This window comes from Treponema sp. OMZ 838 (assembly GCF_000775995.1).
GTDB lineage: Bacteria > Spirochaetota > Spirochaetia > Treponematales > Treponemataceae > Treponema.
In genome coordinates this window covers 795,425-820,107 of the sequence record NZ_CP009227.1, presented here as the reverse complement: position 1 = coordinate 820,107, position 24,683 = coordinate 795,425, and the positions used below count along the sequence as shown (strand labels likewise).

Sequence of the window (24,683 nt, the reverse complement as noted above, 5' to 3'; positions counted from 1 at the left end):
ATTCTATTCTCATTGATGATAAGCGCATAAGACAGCTGTTTTGTATTGTCTTGTGCGTTTTTTATATACTTACCCTTTTAACGGTAAATAGGATAAACCCTAAGGAGGTATGAAAAATGGGTGATCAATACTGTATTGTCATAACAAAAGTTTTATCCAATGGAGAATTGGGCATACATGGAGCAGGAGAATATCATTTTAAGGCAAATGTTCACTCCCGAACCCATAACTTTGGAGAACAGGATGTCTATATGATAAGAGATTTACCAACCATAAACAAAATGCATAAGTTTGGCTATAACTTTGAAAATCGAACCATGGATGTGCGTATGGAAAAATCTGATAACAGCGCTTTTACTATCACAGAGATTTTAAGTGTAGAGAAGAATCCCTCTGATAGGTAAAAGCAGCGTTCTTGTCGGTCGTAGGGTATCGACAAGAACCGTATAAAGAAAATCGGTGTTTCTATTTTAGTGGAGGCACCGTATATCAATGAAATAAGCGGTGATACAGGATGCCTGTATGGGTGAATTACTATGAGGAAACTGAATTTAATAGAATATCCAAAGGCAGAAAATAGGGTTACACTTCAAAAGCTCACGGGAAATTTGAATGATAGGGGCTCTATAAATTCTGAGTATTAAATTGAATATTGAAATAAACCTTAGTTTATAAATTATGAAGTCATCGAATCAAGGTTTAACTTCATTTTTTGACTTTTATGTTAGGAGACAAGCCCCTAGGCAGATATTCTGATTAGTATATATGAATTTTTGCTAAAGGTTATAAAACAATAGTATACAGGAGATGTTTAACTATGTCATATATAGAATCCTTAAAGGAAATTTATGAGTCAATCGCACCGGAAATGGAGTATTGCATATTTGCACCGGATTTAGATGAGGATAAATGGGAATCAGATTTAAACAATCTCGCGCCGCAAGAAGAGCCTATATCTGTCCTCTGTATAGGAAAGGCTACAGCAAAGGGTTTGCTTTCAATATTGTTAGCAAGCCGTTTTTTATTAACACATGAAAAGTTATATATGGAAAAAGTAAAAGAAGGAATAAAATTTTCAGAAATCTTATCCATCTCATATCATGAAGAAGATAAAAAATCTTTGTTTGGAAAGAACAAGGTTGAAGGTTTTATTATCATAAAAAGAGCGGGAGGAAAACAAGAAAATTTGAAAGGCAATTACGCTACAAAAAAAATTGCAACATTCCTAAATAAAGCTGTTTCCGAATCTAAAAAAAATATGCCTTCTTCAATCACTTGTAAAAACTATCAGAATGTAAGTAAAATTACGGATATAATCAAAACAAACACTAGTGATAATAAAGAATCTTGGAAGTTAGTGCCGGATAGAACCGATGAAGAAATTAATTCTTTTATTATTCATTTTGCAAAAGATGAGATGAAACCTAGTTTTGCTGCAATTTATAAGGACTATTCCGGTGAAAAACTTTATTTTACAAATGATGTTCTATATTGCAAAAAATCAGATACAGTAAATAAAGTTAAGTATGAAGATCTTTCAAATGCTTTATATTTTGAAAAGGAAAAAAAAGATGAGGAGGGGAAAAGAATTTTTTCTCGAAATATAATACTATATAATAAAAATAAAGAGGTCGTTTTTGAAACTTCAAATGCAGAGAAAAATCTCGCTGATATATTTAATAATATAATTTCTTTAGTAACCGGCAAAAATATAAAAACAGAAGTTTCTAAAGAAAAAGATATTCTCTTTAGCCTTTTAGAAAAATGGGATAAACTTTTTAAAACCGAAAATCTGATTATTGATCCGGAGAAATTTAAGAATAGCATAGATTATGTTTCAGAAGAATTAAGGCTTAATCGATACAAAACAGAGAATGTAAGACTGCAAAAAAAACTTCTTGCAAAAACAATGGAAATAATACAGTATACAACAGATAAAGTAGTGCTTGAAGTTGGAACAAAAGTAAATGAGATAAAATATACATACTATGACCAAGATTTCGATGCACGCTTATGTACAAGTGAGATGACAGATTATTTTGTTCGATATTATTCGGATAAAAATAATAAAGACGCATATTTACTTTTCTGTTTTGACGTAGAAGATTGGGATAGATTAAGTACACCTTGTGGCTTTTTAAGATTGGAATTTAAAAATGGTGAAATGGAATTAAAATGTGAAGAAGTACTGGCTCCTTCTGATGCAGGAAATGCAAATCTTTTGACATTTACGCTAGGTATAGCAGGAAGCACATCTTACAGCGAAAGAAATACTGGCCTTGAAAAATTATTATCACGACTTGGTAAAAAAGAAATTGCTAAGCATTTATTTTCTTTTATTGAGCGTCCTTATACACTTTCACCAGAGGAACAAAAAAAACAAGAAATAATTGAAGCAAAAAGATTAGAAAAAGAGGCTGAACAGGAACGGCTTCTGGAAGAGCATCGAAAAGCAGAAAAGGAAGCCCGCCAGAAAGAAGATGAGGCTCGCCGGAGAGAAGAAGAACTTAGGCGTGCGAAAGAAGAAACTGAAAAACGAAAAAAACAAGAAGAAATAAAAGCAAAGCAAAATGCTGCATTAAATGCTCTTAACGATTTTTAGTCCTAGATTGTATATAGGTATGACAGAATCGTATTTTGAGTACGATTCATAAAATTTGATTTTAATATTTGGGAAATATTTAGAACACAGACATGACTTAGAAATTAAAATACTGTTTTATAAAAGGAGCCCCGTATGCCCGAGGAAGAAAAAAGAGTAAGTGAAGAAGAGTTGGTAGACACGTATCAAAAGCACTTTGATAAGAACCTGGCGTTAAAATTACTGAAAAAACTACGTAAATCAACCCGCGATAAACCGAAAGTAATCGCAGGGACAGCCGGTGCTATTGTGAGTTCACTTGGTAAATTACTTTCGACACTGGATAATCCTGCAATGCCGATACATTTAAAAGCACTTGTATTCGGTGCAATCGGTTATATTCTTTTACCGCTCGATTTAATCCCTGATATAATGCCGGTAGTCGGTTACGGTGACGATCTTGCAAGTGTGGCAGGCGTAGTTACAGCTGTGGCAGCGTATAGTGATTTTTCGCTTGATGAGTTAGACAAAGAAATAGATGCGGAGAAAGCATTAAAAGTAATAGGAGAATAAATATATGGTATGCCGTTTTTGTGGACAAGAATGTACTGCAAACTCAAGTTTAAAACTTTGGACAAAGTACGGACCTGCATGTAAGAGCAGTCCATCGCAAAAGCATGTGCTTGTTTCTGACGGAGTACACTGCGTTTATTGCGGACATGAATGTAAGCCGGTTAGTACCGGAATACAGACTAAATTCGGTAAACAATGTACTCACTCGCCAACCGGTAAACACTCTTTGCAATAAAGGTTAGTAGAAGGCTACTAGGGACAGGGAAGCAACGATAATAATGTTTTGCGCTGACGCAAAACTTGCAAGTTCACGAGCACCATGGACGGTGCTCGTGAATGAGGGGGGGAGCGGAAAAACAAATGGCGTACGTAAAAAAGAAGTAGTTGCGGTTGAGGGAACCGAAAACGCAACTGGTAATAATTCAGAAGTACGCCGTTTTTTTGAAGTGCAGGGGGAGACTTCCCCCTCCAAATAACCACCTAAACAAGAACTAAAAGACCCACTTCTTCCATATCTTTTCCCCACGTTTTATGCTATACTCCCCAGTCTTATGAATACGGAAAATTTGAATCCTGAGCAGGCGAAGGCGGTCAACACGATTAACGGGCCGGTGCTGATTATTGCGGGGGCGGGGTCGGGGAAGACGCGCGTGATTACGTTTAGGATTGCGCACATGCTGGAAAGCGGGATTCCTCAGTCGCAGATTTTGGCGTTGACCTTTACAAACAAGGCGGCGCGGGAGATGGAGCAGCGGATTAAAGAGCTGACGGGTAAGAAGTTACAGAATTTAACGATTAGTACTTTTCACGCACTGGGGGTGAAAACCCTGCGGGAATATATTGACCGGCTGGGATGGCGGCAGAATTTTAGCATTTACGACGAGGTAGACCGCAATCAGCTGATTAAGGAGTCGGCAAAGGAACTGAAAATTGCAACGGAAACGCTCGATGTGTACGGAGTGGGGACGTTGTTTTCTCAGATAAAGACGGGGCAGAAAAACTTTACGGCACAGACGGCGGTGTATCGTCCGTTGTATAACGAATATCAGGCGGGACTCAAGCTATTCAATGCAGTGGATTTTGACGATTTGATTATGCTGCCGATTAAGCTTTTTACCGAACATCCCGATGTGCTTGCGGTGTACAAGAACCGCTACCGGTATGTGATGGTGGATGAGTTTCAGGACACGAGTATTCAGCAGTATCAGATGATGCATTTAATTGCGGATGATAATGTCTGCGTGGTAGGCGATGATGATCAGTCTATTTATTCGTGGCGGGGGGCGAATTATGAAAATATCCGCCTGTTTGAAAAGGATTTCCCGCATCTGGTGGAGATTAAGCTTGAGCAGAATTACCGTTCCACCGGTACGATTTTAGCGGCTGCGAACGGGGTGATTTCGCACAATACCAACCGGAAGGAAAAAGCGCTGTGGTCGGGGAACGGCTCCGGCAAGCCCATCGAAATTTTTATCCCGGAGAATGAGGCGGCAGAGGCTGATTTTATTGCGGACACTATCCTTACGGAGAAGATGCGCGAGAACCGGAGCTATGCGGACTTCGGCGTTTTGATCCGCACCAACGGCTTAGGGCGCGCGATTGAAGAAGCTTTCCTCGATGCCAATATTCCGTACCGGATGTCCGGCGGCACGAGCTTTTTTCAGCGCAAAGAAATTAAAGACATTATCAGCTATTTGCGGGTGATTGCGAATCCCGACGACGACATCAATCTCCTGCGGATTATCAACACACCGCGGCGCGGCATCGGAAAAAAAACACTGGAAGTGCTCTCCGCAATCGCAACGGAAAAGGACTGCTCCATCCGCATGGCGATTCATGCGCTGCTTGAGCGTCCGCCGGATGACTTCCGCGAAAAGAGCCTTGCCGATTTGGAGGAGTTTGTCGAGCTGATAAGTTCCGAGCGGAAACAGTTGCTGTCCGGCAAGGGCTTGGCAAATAAGGTGCGGAAACTCGTGGAGCGGATTCAGTATTTTGATTATTTGACGCAGGAATTTCAGAAAAACGAAAAAGCGGCACGTTTTAAGTTTTTGAATATCGAAAGCCTCTTGCAGTCTATCGACACGTGGGAGACAAACCCCGACAACTTTGACCCTTCGCTGTATACGTACCTCAATCGCATCACGCTGCTGAGCCGCGATGACCAAAATGAGGAAGATACCGGCGAGGTGAATATCATGACCATCCACGCCGCGAAGGGATTGGAGTTCCCGGTGGTGTTTATCGCTGGCGCTGAGGAAGGCATTATCCCCCATGCCCGTAGTATGGAAGAGAATGCAGGGGATGTGGAAGAAGAGCGCCGCCTGTTCTATGTCGCCATTACCCGCGCCCGCGACAAGCTCATTATTACAAGCTGCCGGACTCGGCGCAGGCAGGCAGGCTTGTTGGAGTGCAGCCCTTCGCCGTTCTTGGAAGAAATTCCTGCGGAGCTGGTGCAATACCACGAGCCGGAAACGGAACCGGAGGAAGAAGACATCGCCAAGATGTTTGCCCAGATGAAGAAGAAGTTCTCCATGTAAGATGTTTATACTTGTAAAAACCTGTGAACTGATATATAGTAAAGCCCATGTTAGTGGATGATAGAATTATCGCTGAAATAATCGTAAGAATTGGGCGGCATTACAATGAAAATATCGCAACGCGTTTCTTACGTCCTTTGTTTGCACAAATTCTTTCTAATATTGATTTATCGCGGCACATCGTTGATTTGACCGAGCATTCCGAGGATTTTGTCTTACAGGGGTTCCATCTTGATGACCTTTATTATGACATTATCGCGCTTGCTCGTTTTATTTATTTAGTCCGGCGCGATGTTCTTCCCAATATTAATTCGATTGCCGAGGCAAACACCAAAATGGCGACTGCAGATAAAGTGTACCGTAATATGGCATTCAGCAATCTGGCGCCGAACCTTAACCTATTGGCTTCGATGGTGCTTGAACTTTATCGTGCAACGCTCCAATACGATACAAAAATGGCAGGGAAAGGCAAAACCGTTGCAAGCCGTATTGCAGATTTAGCCGACATGGAACGCCTGTTGACAAATGTCGATGCAGATGTTTAAAGGAAATTATATGACTGCTGAAGAAAAATTGATACAATGTTTTAAAAATACCAAAGATCATATCCCGTACACCCCTAAAATCGCATTAGTGCTTGGCTCCGGACTGGGTGATCTGGCGAACGAATTGGAGGTTGATGCGACTATTCCGTATGCTTCCATTCGTAATTTTCCGCTTTCTACCGCACCGGGACACCGCGGCGCATTCGTATTTGCGAAAATAGAAGGGATTCCTGCCGTTATTATGCAGGGGAGAATCCACTATTACGAAGGATATCCGATGACCGATGTGGTGCTTCCTATCAGGATGATGAAAATGATGGGGGCGGAAATCCTCTTTTTAACCAATGCGGCAGGCGGGGCGAACAAAAACTTCAGCGCAGGCAATTTTATGCTGATTACCGATCACATTACCTGTCTTGTGCCTTCTCCGCTCATTGGGAAAAACTTTGAAACCCTCGGTGTGCGCTTCCCCGATATGACGCAAGTGTATGATAAAGATCTTCGGATGCATATCAAGGCAGCGGCAGAGTCCTTGCATATCCCGCTTCAAGAGGGAGTGTATTGTCAATTCACCGGCCCCGCTTATGAAACGCCGCAAGAGGTACGTCTGGCAGGGATACTCGGCGCCGATGCTGTCGGTATGAGTACTGCTGTAGAAGCGGTCGCTGCCCGCCATGCCGGTATGCATGTTTGCGGCATCTCGTTCATTTCGAATCTCGCCGCAGGTATGAGCAGCTCATTATTGAGCGAACAAGAAGTGCTGGATGCAGGGAAAAAAGCGGCTCCGCTGTTTAAACAACTGGTGTTAAACAGCATTGGCCGTATGGGAAAAGCGTAAAACGGAATTTATTCTTTCGGAAAACGATGCCGGCAGGCGGCTTGACCGTGTAATCAGAAAATTTCTGGCGGAGACTCCGCTTTCGGCGCTGTATGCTGCAATCCGTAAGGGCTTAATCCGTATCAATGGTAAGCGGATAGCGCTTAATTACCGGACGGCAGTAGGCGATATCTTATCAATTTCTGAAATACTCCTCTCTGCTGAAAAACAGCCGATACGGAAGCAATCTGTGTCCGGTGAACAAAACCAAAGCCATACCTCCGGTAAACGGAACTATACCTCCGGTAGGCAAGCTCGCATTCCTACCGATATCCCGATTTTGTTACAAACAACCGATTTGCTTATCATCAATAAGCCTGTGGGAATTCCCGTACATGGGGAGCACAGTATCGACGCGCTACTTTTCGGTGCTGCGCATCTTTGCGGTAATACCCTACAGTGCGACACTATGGTACAGTTATCCCCCGATATACCGCCTCCTGCCCGCTTCGCTCGTAATTCTCTGCAAAGCCTTTCTTTTAAACCGGGACCGTTGCACCGGCTGGATAAAGATACTACCGGTGTGCTCTGTTTTTCGCAGACACTTGCCGGAGCTCAATGGTTTTCTCAATGCTTGCGGGAAAAAACGGTCGGTAAATACTATTTAGGCATTGTGCGCGGCGTCATGCCGTCACAGCGTATTACCACCGAAGACGAAAGCGGTAAAACCATCACACAATGTTATTCGCTGAGTTACAATAGAGGGATTGATGCGTCGCTGATACTGTTTAAGCTGATCACCGGTAAAAAACATCAGATACGGAAGCATACTGCAAGCACAGGCCATCCGTTAGCCGGGGATCGTAAGTACTGCGGTGGAAATCCGCTGCCTGCCTGCAAGCACTACTTGCTCCATGCGTGGCGGTTGTATTTTCCCGCCTCAAGACCGGCTGATATGCCCCCTTTTATTGAAGCGCCGTTTTTTCCCGAGATGGAAACCTGTCTGAAGCAATATTTTTCCGGTTGGGAAAAAACAGCCTCCGGTCTTCTTATAAATCAAACTCAAGCAGCTGGCAATTCTTAATTTCCAACCGCAGCAGCTCTTCTGCCGAAAAAGGTTTAAAATACGTATAGATAGCCGCTGTCAGCACACCGTGGCAGACAAAGAGGATATTGCCGTCTCCCGTATGCTTATGCTTTACATCTTCTATAATACTGTATGCACGGTGTGCTACTTTCGCAAAGGATTCACCTGCAGGAAATGTTAAAAAAGGATTTTTATGAATATATAGAAATTCCGGATTGTTCCACGGTTTCCCTTCAAAATCACCGAAATCTATCTCTTGCAGGCGGACATCCGGAATAGCCGTAAGCTGTAATGCCTGTTCAATATATGCAGCCGTATCTCTCGCCCGTTTGAGCGGAGATACGTAAATCGTTGTGATATTGTTTCTTTCTTTATCTTCTTTTAATCGGCTTGCTAAGTTTTGGGCTTGCATCCGCCCTTTTTCCGTTAACTTTGCCTCCGAAACCCCGCAGGCGAGCTCGCTTACATTCAAATCCGTTTCACCGTGACGCACAACAAAAAGCTTCATGGCAAAAAGTATAAGCAAATAAAGTTTGCACTGCAAGAGGCCGCATTGCTTAAAGACTATAATTGAATGTTTCGGCGATTACTGTTTCCCCCAAATCGGTACGGGCGAGTGAAATTGCTTGAGCTTTTGTTTTAGCTTTTGCTGTATGGGTAAAGGTAAATCGGTTTATCTTCCGTGCTTGTTTAAAATCCCAAATCGAGATTTCAGCGCGTATAGTACAGATGAAGGTATTATCTTCCGCTGGTTTTACCGTAATATATGTTTTCCCAAAAATAAAACGGTCAACAGCTGCACCGATTTTCGCTTGTGCGGCACGGATAACGGAATTCTCGTCCGTATGAGCAAGTTCTCGATATTCATCAAGACCTATTCTCGTAAAGCCGCGTTTCATCAGCCCCATAAGCAGCCGTGTTGAAGTTATATTACTGGAGAAAATCGGAGTATTATTTTCATCATAATCAAGAATAGCAATAATGGAAGATATTCGTTTTTCCGTTGTTGCGACTTTATAGGGGAAAGAAACGGAGAGATTGTCGGTTGCATCATCAGTTAAAGCGGCATCCTTTTTTACCGGATAAAGACAAAAGAAAAGGGTACCGTCGCATGCTCGGTTGGGAGTTGGAGGGGTAAAGTATAAAAAACCATCTGAATCCGTCCGTACAAGCTCTCTTTTTAAGCTACTGCCGGTACCGGCGGACGGGTAGAGAACGGTAATAGGATAATTGTCGAGCGGGAACTGTTTTTCGGGTGCGGTAATGACGACACGAGCGGTAAACGGCTGTGTGAACGGGGAACCGGCATTCACGGGTGCGGGTTTGTTGACTGCCTCTATGGAAATCGCTTCTAATAACGGTTCTATCCGCTTGCGGGCATCGATGAGAACCGGATTATCTTCCTGTCCGCTGCACGATTCATAAATAGCATTGAACAATGCAAGTACCTTATGTATATCGTAGTTTTCAACAGCTCGTGTAAGTTCCGGAAGCAGCCGTGCAAGCGTTTGTTCCTCCGATGATATTTCGGTAATCTTATTACTTGATCCTGCTGCCTGAGGGGAGTGTTCCGAGTATTCTTGTTCTGTAACATCGCTCAGTTTTGAGACCGGTGATGCGGTAACACCTTGTGCTGTGCCGGATGCACAAGAAATAGATAACAATAAAAAAAAGCAGCAACAAAGTGCAGATCCTATACGGTACATACGCTAACGCCTCAACTTCGTAGAAAAAATCAACTCTTATATCGGATATTTTATAGAATACTTTAGGAATACTATAGATAACCGATATTCACAGTAATACGGTATACGGCATGTTACGTCGATAAGAAATTTTTTGGAGGAGGAAAGGTATGCTCGATACGTTAGAAGTCAGGTTCTTGCTTATTATTTTAGCAGTTACAGTGATTTTATTCATTATTGTGGCTTTCTTCCTTGGAACGAAGATCGGTAAGCTTATTGCGAGTAGGCACCTCGCTGCGGAAATAAAAATGGCACGTGAAGATGCCGTTAAACGGTCGCGAGCCGTACTGAACGGACAGCTCTCCGAACAATTCGCAGCGTTTTTTCCCGGTTTCCCTGCCGATCCGACGGAAATTCGGTTTGTAGGAAAACCGGTAGACTTTGTTGCGTTTCCGGGACTTTCTACAGGAACAGTTGATGAAGTGCTGTTTGTCGAAGTAAAAACCGGAAACGCTGCACTTTCGAAAGTTGAACGTTCGCTGCGCGATGCCGTCGAAAAGAAGAATGTCCGCTACACCGAATACCGTATACCCAGTGTAGCAGAATAACCTTCAAACTTTTGCGGTCTTATGCGACGAAGCTTTCAAGTTCGTGCTGATGACCTATCGACTGCAACCGTTCAAGCGCTTTCTTTTCGATTTGGCGGATGCGCTCTTTGGTTAAATTGAACCGCATTCCCACTTCCTTTAACGAAAGCTGCTCATATCCATTTAAACCGAAGCGGTAACGGAGAATTTCTGCTTCCCGGTCAGTCAAGGAAGCAAGCAGCGTATCGATATTTTCGCGTAAGTCAATATCGAGCGCATAGCTTTCAGGCTGCATATAGCGGGTATCTTCGACAAAATCACCGGTACTGGCAGCGCTATTATCATTAAATATCGGCGCATCCAGAGAAACGGGGTCGCGGGCAGCATTCATAATTGTCCTCACCATTTCAGGTTCAATACGGAGTTCTTGCGCGATAGTTGTAAGTTCTTTATCTTCCGGTTCGCTGCCGCTCTTACCCATAAGTTTACGAGCTTTTTCAATCTGTACCAGTTCGTTCGCTCTGTTCAACGGAAGCCGAATCATGCGGGATTTTTCGCAGATGGCTTTTAAAATTGCTTGGCGGATCCACCATACCGCATAAGAAATAAACTTGTATCCCTTGTCAGGGTCAAAGCGGTCGGCAGCATTCATCAATCCGATATTGCCTTCGCTGATTAAATCCATAATCGGGATATTCTTATTCTGATATTTTTTTGCGACATTTACTACAAAGCGCAAGTTCGATTCAATCAGTATCTTTTTTGCCTTTTCATCACCGGCGGCAGCGGCTTTTGCATATTTTACTTCGTCTTCTACGGACAGCAGCGGTATCCTGTTTATTTCTCTTAAATAGGTTGCAAAGACATTATTATCTGCACGTGTATTCTGTATTCTTTCCATAAGTCATCTCCTTGCACAAATGGTGTGTACGATATTCCGGTGCAATGCAGCAAGAACTCGCCGGTCAATGGGGCGTTCTGATGATCGTCTTGGTTGAACCGTATATACTAATTATTAAAGCAAACGTCATGCCAACTTCTTAGACATAAGATTCGGCATGATTTTGACAGAATGAAGAAGAAAGATGAGACAAAAACGCTGTATTACCGGTGTTTTTAGCGTAGAATCATAAAAAGAGGAAAAAAACTTGCCTTTTTATATCTTTATTTGTATATTTAACATAACCTTGTATGGTTGAAATGACACACTCAGTATAAATAAAATTAAAACTGGGTTAAATTGACACAGCTATATCCGGTTAAAATGCCCTTGATGTCATCGGGGCATATTTTTTTTACTACCGAGAAGTACACTATGATAGGAGGTTCTTACATGAAAGTACGGCCATTAGCAGACCGTGTTTTAGTAAAGGTCGATAAGGTAGAAACTAAAACCGCAAGCGGAATTATTATTCCCGATACCGCACAGGAAAAAACACAGACGGCAGTTGTCGTTGCCATCGGCGATGATAAAGAGAAGATTAAGGTGTCGGTCGGTCAAAAAGTGATGCACGATAAATATGCAGGAACGCAAATTAAGATCGACGGCGAAGAGTACTTAATTTTAAAGGCAGGCGATATCGTCGCGGTAATTGAATAACAGTTACGCTGATACTCATCTGATGAACCGGTATAGCCAATAGGCATACCGGTTATTTTTTATATGGTAAAACTTAACGGCCTTGTTCCAAATAGCGCGGAGTAAAAATCTTATCAGGAATATTCATATTATATTGCATCTTGATAATATTGATAGTTGTTGCCGTATTCGTTGAAAGGGTTGTCATTTTGGTAATTCGAGGAGTGTCCACACCTTGGGTTGCCTCGTAATTGCTCAGTTCCATGATTTTTACCAATACATTTTTCCGGTCATAAAAGGCAATCTTTACCAAATGCTTGGAATTTTTTTCTACCCACACATTGGTTTTGGAATACTCGGATTTGGCATCCTTAGGAACGCCCTCGATGACATAGCACAAAGCTCCGCCGTATTCTTCTTCGCGCAATATCTTGTATGTGTCCAAACTGCTGTCCCGCTGCAGATACGACATATCATTATACGAAAAATCAGTACCGAGAAAGCTTTCGGTGCCTTCCGATTCACCGGTAATACGGCGGACTTTGCCGAGTGACGGCAGATAAATCCGCTGATCGGTAACACCGTCTTTTGCAATCATCAAAAAACGCGTTCCTTTTACATTTGCAGGCGCTTTGATTTCCAAAAAGGTACGGTGATCGTTTTCTTTTTGCACGGAATATTGATCGACCAGCAGTTCCGCCATCGTCGTTCCATTTCGTTGGATTTCCATCTTTGCCCGCGTCCCGATTGTTTCAATTGTTATTTTTGACGGAGCGCCCTTCATAATGGATTCGGCGGTTTCTTCGGCAAAAAGCACTGCGATGCTGCAGAGCAATAAAAAACAAAGCATTAGTAATTTTTTCATTGTTACCTCCATAAAAATCTTTTAGAAAAATATCAAAGCCTACGGCTCTGTACTATCCCCCGGTAAGGCTTTAGTAATAAACCGCGGCTTTACAATCGAAAGGATGGTTGGTAATACCGTTAAGCTGGCAAAAGAGCTGGTACCCATCACCAACGCAATCAATAGACCGAGTTCGGATAGCATATTAAACTTTGAAAGTATTAAAACGGCAAAGCCCGCACCAACCGACACCGCATTAAACAGAATTGCCTTACCGGAACCGTAGAACGTGTGGATAAGGAAATTCCGGTCGTCGCGCCGTTTGGTATACTCATGGTGATAGGCCGCCAAATAGTGGATGGTATAATCGATACCGATACCGATTGCAAAACTTGCCACCATTGCCGTACCGATATTGAGCTTTATACCGACGATTCCCATAAAACCAAAATTCAGTGCAACGGAAATCATCAGCGGGATAATGCCGATAATACCTGCAATAATGGAGCGGTAATAGACTGCTAAAATTAAAAATACAATGCCGAACGACACCGCCACGGAAATCAGCTGGGACTGTACTACAAGGGTATTCAACGACTGCTCGATAAACATTGAACCGTTCGGTTCTACCGATATATCTTTGGGAAAATTATCCTTGACATACGCCATAATTGCTTGCAATGCCCGTTCGCTGTCTTGTTGACCGAGCGTCCTTAGCTGAATATTTACTTTAAGCGTGGTCGGAGTATATGTGTCGTCGATAAAGTCCTGCACATTCCCCGCCATCAGAAGAAGATAATTTTGAATAAGTGCAGTAAGTTCTTCCTGCGTCTCTTTTCCGTATTTTTGCGGCTCCGTAGGAATTTCGTAGTAGGCAGCGCCTTTATAATTGACATCTTTCTTTAACGCATCAATCACCTCGGTCGCAGAAACATATCTGCCGCGGCGGGCTGTTTGAGCAGCTGCAAGTTTTTCGATGAGTTCGGAAAAAGTATACACCGGTTCTTTTTGTGTTTTCACAGCGGTGTTCCCTGTTTTACCGGATGCTGCTGCCGATGGCTCCGAATTACTCCATGAGTCAGTATCATCAAAGCCCCATGAGCTGTCCGTATCTCCGAAGTCCCCGAAATCACCAAATGAATCTTCTTCTCCTTTTCCCGTGGAGTTTTTACCGGTAGGTACGAGTCCCGTTGCCGGAGCATCCGCGTTATACACTTGATTGAACCGTTTAATAACATCCGCCAGCGATGTTATTTTTCCTACTTCGGGGATATTTTCTTCCGCATACTCGGCAAGTGAATCGATTGCCTGCAATACGTCCGGCCGGATAACATCACCCTGTTTCGTACCCGTGATAATTAGGTTCAGTAACTTTGAACCGCCGAAGTTTTCGCGGATAAAGGTATCGGATCGGACAACCTGCACATCCGGTTCAAAATATTCCATTAATACGTTATCGATAACGAGTTTTGAAATTCCTAAACCCGCAAAAATGATACAGCCAACGCTGACCAAAAGTACACTGCGCTTGTGTGCATGAATAATCATCAGCGTATCTGCAATAATCCGATCGATAATGCCGCTATGGCTCGATTTTGCCCCAAAGCGCCCGCCGATAGTCGGATTCCGCGGTCCGCGCAAAATAAGAATTGCAGGGATAAGTGTTACCGCAACAATAAAGGCTGAAAGGACGCCGAAGCTCGAAAAGATACCGAACTCAAAAATCGGGACAACGCTCGTAAAACAGAATGATACAAAACCGGCAAAGGTTGTAAGCGCCGCTAAAAAAACCGGCGGAATAACCCGCGCCATAGCTTCGACAATCTGTGCCGAATGAGTTTCGGTAGAGATTTCCTTACTCTGCGTTACTTCATCAAAATAGTGATTGATAACATGAATACCGTATGCACTGCCGACGGCAATCAGGATGACGGGAAGCACCGTCGAAAGAATGGTCAATGGAATGTGCAGCAACGCCATTGCACCGATCGCCCAGATGCATGAAATAATTACGGTGAGCAGCGGTAAAAATACGCCGGTAAATCTTCTAAATGAAAAGAATAAAACCCCAGCAACTACGATGACGACGATAGGCACAAGGAACATTAAATCATGCCCGGTTGCTTCGTTGACAATTTCGCTGAATACCGGTGCGCCGGTTACGTAGGTAACGGAGTCGGGGAAGTCCCATTCCTCCGCGATGCGCATCACCTCACGGCATACGGCAACCGTTTCCGGCGAACCGCTTTCTTCCTGTTTGACGTTAAGGAAGATAATAGTTTGTGTCGCTTTTAAATCGTCGGAAACCAAGCTTCGGTTATAGGTTTCCATCGAACGGAGTCTTTCGGTAATTGTGTTCAATTCTTCCTGTGAACCGGTTAAATGTTCCGGCACAAGCTTTTCGTTCACAATTGAATCACCGACCGCTTCGATATGGGTTGTTCTCGTCAATGATACAACGTTTTTCACTAACGGTAATGCAAGCAATTGCTTATCCAGCTCCTGCATTTTTTCTAGAAATTCCCGATTAACGACTGTCGAATAATGCCGTTGGATTCCTATCAAGAGCGGCACCGAATCTCCGAATATCTTTGCCATTTCGGCGTCGGCTATCCGTGATGGATCGCTTTCCGGTATAAAGCGGAAATTATTATTATCAAATCGGACACGCGGAAGCTGTAGTGCAAAGAAGAGCGTGATGCCGAGGATAGTACCCAAAATAATACGCGGATGTTTGTATAGCCTTTTAACCAGTGCGTTTTTCAAATTCATAAGCACCTACTTTGACAAGCGGGATACTCTAAAGCTAGGGTATTTAAAGAATCCCGAAAATTAATTAAGAGTCCCTATACTATACTCCCATCCGAGTAAAGTCAAGGTTGCGCCTTGCCTTGCCGGATGGAGGAACCTGTTCCGGTTTTTATTACTTCAATTTTTTGTGGGATGCGGCTTTGCAGTTCGCCGACATGAGAGATGATGCCGACCATCCGGTTCCCACGTATTTCATCTAAGATGCTGACGGCGTTTTCCAGGGCTTTTTCGTCGAGCGACCCGAAGCCTTCGTCGATGAACATCGAATCTATTCTGATGCCGCCTGCCCGTGCCTGGATGGAATCGGCAAGGCCGAGTGCAAGGCTGATGGAGGCCATAAACGTTTCCCCGCCGGAGAGGGTTGCGGAGGGGCGGCACTTACCGGTGTAGGCGTCGGCGATTTCCAAGTCGAGGCCTCGGTATGCGTTCCCTGCGCCGTGCTCTTCGCTGACGGCAAGCCGGTACCGTCCTTCACTCATCCGCTCAAGTCGCTTATTTGCAAACACGGTTACTTCATGCAAAAAGGCGGAAAGGATCCACGTGTCGAACTGGAGCTTCCGCGGATTGCTGCCGCAGAGGTCTTTCGCAAGGGCTACCCAGTTTTGCGCCTCCGCTGTTTTAACTGCGAGGGCTTTTGTCAGTTCCGTGTGCTGGGCGTGCAGCTCCTCCAGCTTTGCTTTCTCCGTATTGAGAACTTCGAGCCGAGCCTGTATTTCATCATACCGTTGGCGCAGGGCTTCGACGGCGGCTTCCATCTCATCGAGATCGCGCGGCTCAGTCGCGGTAACGTCTTTTTCCAATCCGGCAGCCGCCTGTTTATACGCCGCGTACTGCTCATAAAAGGTGTCGATTTCGGTTTTCCACTGCGCAACTTCCGGTTCACTGCACACGGCTTGCTGTAAATCCTGCAAATCGGCAAAACCTTCCTTTATATACGCGGCTTCGAGTAATGCCGTTTTTTCGCTGCGCTGCTGCGAGCGTTCCTGTCCGTGCGTTTCCGCCGCGGAAAGTTCACCGCGGATTCGTTCAAGGTTTTGCGTTGCTTCTGAAACATCGGTATGATAAGCGTTGATAGTCAGTTTGAGTTCCTGCAGCAGCGCTTCGCATTGTTCCAACGCAGTTTCCGCATCGGGTACTTCGTATTGCTCCGGTGCAGTCTTGCCGGCAGGGGCATTGAGGGCTTTGGCTTTGCCTCCGGTTCCCTGTTTGTCAAAAATTTCCGTATCCGAACTCAACTGAACGCTGCGCCGGTTTTTGGGTAGCTGGGAAAAAGCTTGGTCAAACTGGCGGCGTTTTTCTTGCAGCGCGGCGGAAACTCCGCTTAAGCGTTGTTCCGCGCTATGGTGCTGCTGCGTACATTCCTGCCGCTCCCGCTGCAAACGACGGGCTTCTTCTTCCAGCGTTTTGTGTTCGGCAAAGGCTTTGCGGGATGCGTTGTACGCTTGCACCGCTTCGTTTATCTGCTGAGCGGTTTCCTTAATGCGGCTCTCCGCCGCATCCTTTCCTTCAGGAAAGGGCACCGCGCTGCATTCTTTATACCGCAGCTGTAAATCTTCCGCAGCGGCAGCCCGTTCATCTATTTGCTTTTGATAATTTGTATACGAAGCCTCCGCACCGGCGAGCGCCGTCTGGGCTTTTTCTTTTTCGTGCTGTAGTTTTGCTGCGCTCCGTTTTGCCGCTTCTATCCGCTCGTCAAAGCTGAACGCACTTTCTGACATACCTTGAGCCGGTGCGGGGTGATGTACCGAACCGCAGACGGGGCAGGGGCTTCCTTCTTCGAGGTGTTCCGCGAGTGCCGCCGCCGCACGCTGCCGTTCCGCTGCCTTTTTTTCTTCTTCTATTCTATTGATCTGTTCCGTTTGAATATCGTAATCACGGGCGATCTCCGCAAGCTGTGTCCGCGCATTATCCGCAGCCTGTGCATAGCTGTGCAAAAAGGTAGCAAGCTGCTCCTGCTTGCATAAGATCTCGTGCAGCTGTTTCTCCATGTCGAGCCGGGTTTGCAGGCTGCGGTAGGCGTGTTCCCGCTCGTCAAGCGCATCGACGGCGGGAGCAATGGCTGCGGTTTTTTCCGTAACGGCGGCGAGCTGCGCTTCGATGCGTTGCAGTTGCGCTTGGGCGGCAGCAGCGGTGCGTTTCAGCTTGCCTTCTTCGGCTTGCTCCGTTTCGATTTCCTGTTCCAACACGGCGGCTTTCCGCAGCGAGTCGATGACGGCATAGAGGCTGTCCCGCTGCTGCTCTTTTGCGGTGATCTCGTTGTGCCGTTCCTGCAAAGCGTTCATACGAGCGGTCAGTTCTTCCATGCGTTCCCGTTTTTCCCGTATCTGCCGCTCGTCCGCCGCACATGCCGCTTCCAACTCAAGGAGCTGATTTACGTGGACTGCGAGCGGAGCCGCCCGCTGCGCTTTTTCGATCTTCGCTTTTAAATTGCGGATATCCTCTTCGCGGATGCGGCATGCTTCCAGCTCTTCGGTAACCCGCTCCAGCTCTTTCCGCTTCTCTGCAAGTATTTTTTCCTGCTCAAGCTCGGTGTTCTTTGTCTGTAAGGTGGTCAAGACGCCGCCGTGTTCATCCCTGATACGGTCAATTTCGTTCAGCAGCTCTGCGCGGTCGCTTTCGTAACGGTGGTACACAAAGCGGGTATGCAGGGTTTCGAGGTTTGCTTCTATTGTATGCGCTTCCTGCTGCAGCGTGTCTGCGCGGAGCTTCGCTTCCTGCATCAAATCCGAATATCGCTTGATAGGAAACAGGTGCATCAGCGTCTCTTTTTTATCGCTCGACTGTGCCCGCAAAAACTGCGCAAATTCTCCCTGCGGCAAAAGGACGATGCGGCTGAACTCTTTGTCGGAAAGCTTAATCAGATTTTGGATTGAAGCATCGGTTTCCCGCTTGTTAGTCGATGAGCGGTTTTCCCAGCTGCCGTTTTCGTAGCATTCAAGGGAGACTTCTTCCGGTGTTTCCAGTTTCCGGCCTTCTTTGGTATACGGCAGCTGCCGTTTTATTCGGTACAGCTGCGCTCCGATAAAAAAGGTGAGTATAACATCGGAGACTGCATAGTCGTCCGCAAAGTGGCTCCGCAAGTTGCGCATAACGCCTGATCTACCGCCGAGCGGTTTTCCGTAGAAGGCGTAGGAAATGGCGTCGAAGAGCGTGGTCTTTCCGGCGCCGGTTTGTCCGTAAATTAAAAAGAGGGAGCCGAGGCTGTCAAAGTTGACGGTATGCTCGCCGGTAAAAGGGCCGATGTTGTGCAATATCAGTTCTTTAGGTCTCATCTATAGCCTCTTTGCAAAGCTGTTCAAAAAGCTCTTGCTTCATTTGGTTCGGCTCGCCGTTAATGACGATTTCAAACCGGCTAAAATTTTCGGCTAGCGTGAGCGGGTCTTCAGCCGTCCGTTCCCGGAGGGTCAGCTGTTCTTCTCCGTCCTGCTGTTCCCGATTCATAAAGCTCTTTTGCCGGATACTCAGCAAAAACGGAAATTTTTGCCGCAGCAACTGCATCGGGTGCGCAATAACCTCGGCATCGTTCAGGGTGATTTCCAGATAGCAGCCGCTCCATTCGTCGTAGCGGTTTCCGGTAAAGAACTCTTCAAAATTGCCTTCCAGCCGTTTAAGCGGACGTTCGGAAATAATGGGTATCCGCTCAATGTTGAGCGGAGCCTTTGCATTGTTCATATCGGACTGCTGATTTGCCGTATTAAACAGTTCCGTGCGGGATTTCGTTATTTCCGCATCGAAAAGCTCCGCATGAGCTTTAGTTGTCTCAGTATCGAAGAGTTCCGCACTAACTTTCTTCTTGTTGTTCTTTCCGGCGGTATTTTGTTTCGGCGTGCAGTCGATATCTATCGAAAGGACGCACTTGGCATCCTCCGATTCATCAAAGGAGTAGGGGAGGGGCGAACCGGAATAATACATTCTGTCGGTTATCCGTTGGCAGCGGTGCAGGTGCCCGAGCGCAACATAATCGAAAAAAGAAAAAAGGTCGGGATTGACATATTCAGCGGTACCGATAAAGGTGCGCTCGCTGGAGGAGCTCTGCCCGCCGACGGTAAAGAGGTGCGCCGCTAACAGCGCGGGTATGCCCGGCCGTACCGCTTGTTTCAGTATGTGCGACGCAACCGCCGCCATTTCCGCCTGTGAATCCCCTGCCGTATGATACGCTTCTTTTGTTTCTTCCGAAAAAGCGCCGAAGTTTAAAAAGGGGAGCAGGTATACCGCAAGTTTTTCCGCGCCCTTGGTAAGAATCACCGGATCGGTAAGCCTGCTTGTATCCTGCGCAATATAAATGCGCTGGTTTTGCAGTATTTCGCGGGCAAAGGCGAGCCGCTGCGCGGAGTCATGATTACCGGGAATGATAAGCACTGCCGTATCGGGACAATCCTCCCGTATCCGTGCAAGGAATCGGCTGAAAAGCGAAACCGCCTCCGCCGAAGGAATAGCGCGGTCATACACATCGCCTGCGATAATCAGTGCTGCATAGTCGTCTCGTGTAAGGATATCATGAATATCGTTCAGCATTTTTTCTTGTATGCCGAGCAGCGGCGTTTCATGCAGCGTCTTTCCCAAATGCAGGTCAGCGGTATGGAGCAGTTTCATCCTTGCTACTGTATGACTAATATCCGGTTCTGTAAAGGGGCGGAAAAGCACCTCAAGTAGAGAAAAGTGTGATATATAATTAATTTTTATTCTTATTTGCTACTTGCAAACTTTTTGCATTTGTGTATACTTGCAACCGATTTGCAACTAGCATTGCAAGAGGAGTTTTTTAATGAAGAAATTGTTTTTTACAGCAGTTTGTATGATGTTTTTCGGCATCGCTGCGGTAAATCTGTTTGCCGGCGGAAAAACCGAGAAAAACATGGAAGGAAAAGTTGCCGTTGCAGCAACCTTTGATGCGATGAAGGAACTCACGGAAATCGTGGGTAAAGATAAGGTGTATGTCCATACGATTATCCCGCCGGGAGTTGAAGCTCATGATTTTGAACCAAAGGCTGGGGATCTGAAGTTCTTAATGCAGGCAAAAGCCGTTGTTTACAACGGCTTGGGTATGGAACCGTGGCTTATGGATGCGCTCCATGCGGTGAAGCAGGATACGATAAAGACTATCTGCGCAAGTAACGGTATTAAACCGATCGAACTCGCAGAAGGACACCACCATCATCATCACCACCACCACGAAGATGAGCACGATCATGATCACGACGAACATGACCATGATCATGATGACGACCACGATGCAGTTGATCCTCATGCGTGGTTGAGCCTTGAATCCGCTAAAGTGATGGTTAAGAATATCGCCGACGGTTTAAGCGAGGTAGATCCTGCAAATGCCGCTTTCTATAAGGCGAATGCCGCAGTTTTTATTGCGAATGCTGATGCGCTTTTAGCAAAATACCGCGATAATTTTGCTAAAGTATCCCATCGCCGTTTTGTTACCGGACACGCAGCGTTCGGCTATCTTTGCCGTGACTTCGGGCTTGAACAGAATAGTGTCGAAGATGTATTTTCTGCCGGAGAACCGAGTGCACAACAATTAGCAAAATTAGCAGATTATTGTAACCAATATGGAATTAAAGTTGTTTTCTCCGAAAATGCGGCCAGCCCGCAAGTTTCGGCTACCTTAGCAAAAGAAGTTGGGGCTTCGGTGCAAACAATTTATACGATCGAGTCGGCTGAGGACGGTTTATCCTATATGGAACGGATGACCTCCAATATAGAAAAAATTTACAAAAGCCTGGCACGGTAAGCTTAAATCTTACGTGTCGGCTTAATACAAACAATAGCTAATCCCGGTGATAGTCATTGTACGGCCTTTACATCTCTCCTTTAGCCGTACCGTGATTATCACCTTTTTTTTGCCTCGATGCGGTTTTGCCGTCCTTTTGTGCAAAATTTTGGATAAAATTTTGCACATTTTATTTTTGAGAAAAAGGACAATTGCATCAGACAAATACATCAAAATTGCAGAATAATGGAGATTGGGTAAGCATTTGAACCGCGAAGAGGTTCAACTCTGCTTGGACGATCTCCATTATTCTGCGGGGTTGCCAAGAACCACCTGATGCAATTGCCTTGCGCCTTCCTCATTGACAGATAGGTAACTCTGCATAATAATGATGGAAAGGAACGTAGAGGGCTTATGCTTGAATTATGTATTCTGTTGCTGTTTTCCGTCAGTTTAATTATCTGCGTTATTCTTGACTATTCAATTCTATATGCGTTGATATTCGGCTATGCGCTTTTCTTCACGTTCGGCCTTATTAAAGGCAAAACGTGGAAAGATATGCTCTGCTATTCCTTCCGCGGTATTCTTACCGTAAAAAATATTCTGATAATTTTTATATTGATAGGCAGCATCACTGCAATATGGCGTGCGTGCGGAACCATTGCTTTTATCGTCTACTATGCATCCATGTTCGCGGTGCCGCAAGCAATGGTGCTGATCTGTTTTCTGCTATGCTGTTTTGTATCGTTTTTGATGGGTACTGCCTTCGGAAGCGCCGCTACCATCGGTGTTATCTGTATGACGCTGGCAAACAGTATGAACATTCCCGTTATATATGCAGGGGGCGCCGTTATTTCGGGGATATTTTTCGGAGACCGCTGCTCACCGATGTCGTCGGGAGCGCATCTCATCAGCGGATTAACGCATACTGATGTCTTCAATAATATCAAAACGATGGTGAAAACCGCATTTATCCCCTTTATTGTCACGGCGGTTCTGTATGGTAGTATCGGGCTTATTATCAATCCCGGTACGGGGAACGGTATGACCTTTCATATCTTTGCCGACTCCTACAACCTTTCGCTTTTTACGATTATTCCTGCCGGCATCATTATTCTTTTTTCCTTGCTGAAAATCGATGTAAAAATAACAATGACTGTCAGCTGTCTTGCGGGATTGTTCTGCGGCGGACTTTTTCAGCATATACATGCAGAAGAGCTGATAAAAATAGTCTTTTTCGGTTTTCACCCTCAGGATGCGGAACTGGCAAAACTTATGACCGGCGGCGGGATTGTTTCTATGATACGGGTATCGATAATTATCTGTATTTCATCCTGTTATTCGGGAATGTTTAAGGGAACTCATTTTTTTGCAGGGATACAGCGGTTCATGGAGCGGCTCAGCAAACGGATTACTGCATTCGGTAGTGTTCTTACTGCATCCGTATTTGCTTCGGCGATTGCCTGCAATCAAACATTGGCGATTATACTTACTCATCAAGTATGCGACGATCTTATAGAAGATAAAAACACCCTTGCATCTTACTTGGAGAATACCGCCGTTGTTGTTGCGCCTCTGATGCCGTGGTCGATAGCGGTAAGCGTTCCGTTGACTTCAATCGGTGCGCCGTCGGTAGTGCTTGTAGCAGCCTTTTTTCTGTACTTAATCCCGCTGTGGAATTTTTTTGTGAATATCGTACGACACCGCACTCGTAAATAAGCAATATTTCGGAAACGGGGCTTATCTTGACAGTTATCCAAATAGATAAGATAATACATACAGTATGTCTGTTGTAATTATCTCTATTTTCATCATTATCGCAGTTGTTGCCGTCGTAACAGTTGTTATGACGGGGCTTAAAGGCCGCGGAACATTATCGATCGGCAAAAAAAATAAGGCCGCAGTAATACGCGAAGCAACAAAGCGGCTTGCGCAAAATCCGAACGACAGCGCCGCACTTTTAATGGTCGGAGATATATACTTTCAGGATCAAGACTGGGAAAAGGCCTATGCTTCTTATGCGCCGCTGTTGGATCAGATGAGCGGGCGTATTCCATCGGAGCAATTTGAAATCAGCTTACGGTACGGCATCAGCGCAATGAAAACAGACCGGTTTGCAGAAGCGAAGAAAGGGCTTTTGCTGGCAAAAAATATTAATCCCAACCATTTTGAAATAAACTATAACCTCGGATATATTTACTATATTCAAAAAGAATATGAAAAAGCGGTTCCGTTTTTGCGGAAAGCATTGCTCACTCAACCTGATAACGTGATGGCGTTAAAATATCTTGGCTATACGCTCCAAAGTTTACGGAAATATCAAGAGGCGCTTCCCAGCTTGAAAAAAGTCTTAGATGTGCAGCCGGATAATAAGGAAGCACTCTTTGCAATGGGAGAATGTTTTTATGAAGTCGGCTCGAATGATCAAGCATTAAAAATCTTTACGCATTTGCGGGTATCTCCCGAAGTGGGGCCTCGTGCAGCGCTCTATGCAGGGTTAATACGGATGCGTGCGAGTCAATTGGATAAGGCAATTGAAGATTTTGAAATCGGTCTAAAACATGACAGCATTCCGTTGGATATCATGAACGAGCTGCGCTATAATTTAGCTGCTGCACGGATTAAAACGCAAGATTTACAAAAAGCACTGATCCAATTAAAAGAAATCCAGACCGTCAGTCCGGGCTATAAAGATGTTGCTTCCCTTATTATGCGGTATCAGGAATTAAATCAGAATAAAAACCTCCATACATATTTGATGGCAGGGCAGAGTGAATTTGTCGGATTGTGCCGCAAAATCGTTTCTCGTTTCTTTCCTAACGCTAAAGTGAAGATACTTGATATCAGTGTTCTTGCAACCTATACCGATATCGTTGCGGAAATCGATACGCCCAAATGGGCGGATCTCGTGATATACCGCTTCTTCCGCTCTCAAGGCTCGGTCGGTGAGTTGGTGTTGCGCGACTTTCACGGAAGAATTAAAGAGATGAAGGCCGGTAAGGGGATTTGTATGACTGCCGGTACCTTTACGGAAGAAGCACGCCGCTTTACGGAAGGCCGCCCGTTGGATCTTTTTGATAAGAACCGATTGAACAAAGTCTTAAACGCAATCGGGTAAGTTTTCAAGACAAAAACTGCCGCGACCACCGCAACTGCATCAGAAATATTTTAAGTGGGTGTTTTCCTTCTATGCGAAATTTCATAGGTATAAGGTGAGCGTCTACAATGACGCCGCTCACCTTAACCGTCAAGTTTTCTTTCGAAAACTTGCGCATTGATGTGTGCGCTTTTCGCGCACGAATGCAACAGTTTCCA

General features: G+C 45.0%; 19 protein-coding genes. 12 read left to right on the top strand and 7 right to left on the bottom strand.

What is annotated here, in order from left to right; translation table 11 throughout:
- Positions 1 to 116 precede the first annotated feature (116 nt).
- The 7 genes from QI63_RS03595 (at position 117) to QI63_RS03560 (ending at position 8,137) form a co-directional block, all read left to right on the top strand.
- Complete coding sequence (locus QI63_RS03595; RefSeq protein WP_044013963.1) at positions 117 to 404, top strand: hypothetical protein; 288 nt, start codon at positions 117 to 119, stop codon at positions 402 to 404.
- Positions 405 to 817: 413 nt separating this feature from the next.
- A complete protein-coding gene (locus QI63_RS03590; RefSeq protein ID WP_044013961.1) occupies positions 818 to 2,602 on the top strand; it encodes a hypothetical protein in 1,785 nt (594 codons plus the stop codon).
- Positions 2,603 to 2,737: 135 nt separating this feature from the next.
- On the top strand, positions 2,738 to 3,154 hold the full coding sequence (locus tag QI63_RS03585; RefSeq protein ID WP_044013959.1) for a YkvA family protein: 417 nt from the start codon (positions 2,738 to 2,740) through the stop codon (positions 3,152 to 3,154).
- A gap of 551 nt (positions 3,155 to 3,705) precedes the next feature.
- Positions 3,706 to 5,691 (top strand): ATP-dependent helicase, encoded by a 1,986-nt coding sequence (locus tag QI63_RS03575; RefSeq protein ID WP_044013955.1) that lies wholly within the window; start codon positions 3,706 to 3,708, stop codon positions 5,689 to 5,691.
- A 47-nt stretch (positions 5,692 to 5,738) separates the two neighbouring features.
- Positions 5,739 to 6,236, top strand: coding sequence for a hypothetical protein (locus tag QI63_RS03570; RefSeq protein ID WP_044013953.1), 498 nt, complete (start codon positions 5,739 to 5,741; stop codon positions 6,234 to 6,236).
- A 10-nt stretch (positions 6,237 to 6,246) separates the two neighbouring features.
- Complete coding sequence (locus QI63_RS03565; RefSeq protein WP_044017002.1) at positions 6,247 to 7,074, top strand: purine-nucleoside phosphorylase; 828 nt, start codon at positions 6,247 to 6,249, stop codon at positions 7,072 to 7,074.
- Positions 7,052 to 8,137 (top strand): pseudouridine synthase, encoded by a 1,086-nt coding sequence (locus tag QI63_RS03560; protein ID WP_235619766.1) that lies wholly within the window; start codon positions 7,052 to 7,054, stop codon positions 8,135 to 8,137. The genes QI63_RS03565 and QI63_RS03560 overlap by 23 nt, the downstream gene beginning before the upstream one ends.
- On the opposite strand, the gene QI63_RS03555 is transcribed toward QI63_RS03560, so the two are convergent.
- Both QI63_RS03555 and QI63_RS03550 read right to left on the bottom strand, forming a co-directional pair.
- On the bottom strand, positions 8,103 to 8,648 hold the full coding sequence (locus QI63_RS03555) for a histidine phosphatase family protein (protein ID WP_044016998.1): 546 nt from the start codon (positions 8,646 to 8,648) through the stop codon (positions 8,103 to 8,105). The genes QI63_RS03560 and QI63_RS03555 overlap by 35 nt on opposite strands.
- Before the next feature lie 49 nt (positions 8,649 to 8,697).
- Positions 8,698 to 9,846: a hypothetical protein gene (locus tag QI63_RS03550; protein ID WP_044013951.1), complete on the bottom strand. Its 1,149-nt coding sequence runs from the start codon at positions 9,844 to 9,846 to the stop codon at positions 8,698 to 8,700.
- Between the two features lie 149 nt (positions 9,847 to 9,995).
- Here QI63_RS03550 and QI63_RS03545 point away from each other — a divergent pair, with 149 nt between their 5' ends.
- Complete coding sequence (locus QI63_RS03545) at positions 9,996 to 10,433, top strand: Holliday junction resolvase-like protein (protein WP_044013949.1); 438 nt, start codon at positions 9,996 to 9,998, stop codon at positions 10,431 to 10,433.
- A 19-nt stretch (positions 10,434 to 10,452) separates the two neighbouring features.
- Here the strand turns inward: QI63_RS03545 and QI63_RS03540 are convergent, their stop codons facing one another.
- Entirely contained in the window at positions 10,453 to 11,313 is an 861-nt protein-coding gene (locus QI63_RS03540; protein WP_044013947.1) for a sigma-70 family RNA polymerase sigma factor, read from the bottom strand.
- 432 nt (positions 11,314 to 11,745) lie between these two features.
- Here QI63_RS03540 and QI63_RS03535 point away from each other — a divergent pair, with 432 nt between their 5' ends.
- A complete protein-coding gene (locus QI63_RS03535; protein WP_016522397.1) occupies positions 11,746 to 12,012 on the top strand; it encodes a co-chaperone GroES in 267 nt (88 codons plus the stop codon).
- A 73-nt stretch (positions 12,013 to 12,085) separates the two neighbouring features.
- Here the strand turns inward: QI63_RS03535 and QI63_RS03530 are convergent, their stop codons facing one another.
- The 4 genes from QI63_RS03530 to QI63_RS12385 all read right to left on the bottom strand — a co-directional run bounded on the left by QI63_RS03530 (position 12,086) and on the right by QI63_RS12385 (position 20,239).
- A complete protein-coding gene (locus QI63_RS03530) occupies positions 12,086 to 12,856 on the bottom strand; it encodes an outer membrane lipoprotein-sorting protein (protein ID WP_044013943.1) in 771 nt (256 codons plus the stop codon).
- Between the two features lie 39 nt (positions 12,857 to 12,895).
- Positions 12,896 to 15,607, bottom strand: coding sequence for an efflux RND transporter permease subunit (locus tag QI63_RS03525; protein ID WP_044013941.1), 2,712 nt, complete (start codon positions 15,605 to 15,607; stop codon positions 12,896 to 12,898).
- A 101-nt stretch (positions 15,608 to 15,708) separates the two neighbouring features.
- A complete protein-coding gene (locus QI63_RS03520; protein ID WP_052185469.1) occupies positions 15,709 to 18,918 on the bottom strand; it encodes an AAA family ATPase in 3,210 nt (1,069 codons plus the stop codon).
- Positions 18,908 to 20,239: an exonuclease SbcCD subunit D gene (locus tag QI63_RS12385; RefSeq protein WP_052185468.1), complete on the bottom strand. Its 1,332-nt coding sequence runs from the start codon at positions 20,237 to 20,239 to the stop codon at positions 18,908 to 18,910. The genes QI63_RS03520 and QI63_RS12385 overlap by 11 nt, the downstream gene beginning before the upstream one ends.
- A gap of 172 nt (positions 20,240 to 20,411) precedes the next feature.
- Here QI63_RS12385 and QI63_RS03510 point away from each other — a divergent pair, with 172 nt between their 5' ends.
- The 3 genes from QI63_RS03510 (at position 20,412) to QI63_RS03500 (ending at position 24,486) form a co-directional block, all read left to right on the top strand.
- Positions 20,412 to 21,389 (top strand): metal ABC transporter solute-binding protein, Zn/Mn family, encoded by a 978-nt coding sequence (locus QI63_RS03510; RefSeq protein WP_044013940.1) that lies wholly within the window; start codon positions 20,412 to 20,414, stop codon positions 21,387 to 21,389.
- Between the two features lie 393 nt (positions 21,390 to 21,782).
- The gene (locus QI63_RS03505; protein WP_044013938.1) at positions 21,783 to 23,087 is read left to right on the top strand and encodes a Na+/H+ antiporter NhaC family protein; all 1,305 of its coding nucleotides are present in this window, start codon (positions 21,783 to 21,785) and stop codon (positions 23,085 to 23,087) included.
- Between the two features lie 64 nt (positions 23,088 to 23,151).
- Positions 23,152 to 24,486: a tetratricopeptide repeat protein gene (locus QI63_RS03500; RefSeq protein WP_044013936.1), complete on the top strand. Its 1,335-nt coding sequence runs from the start codon at positions 23,152 to 23,154 to the stop codon at positions 24,484 to 24,486.
- Positions 24,487 to 24,683 lie beyond the last annotated feature (197 nt).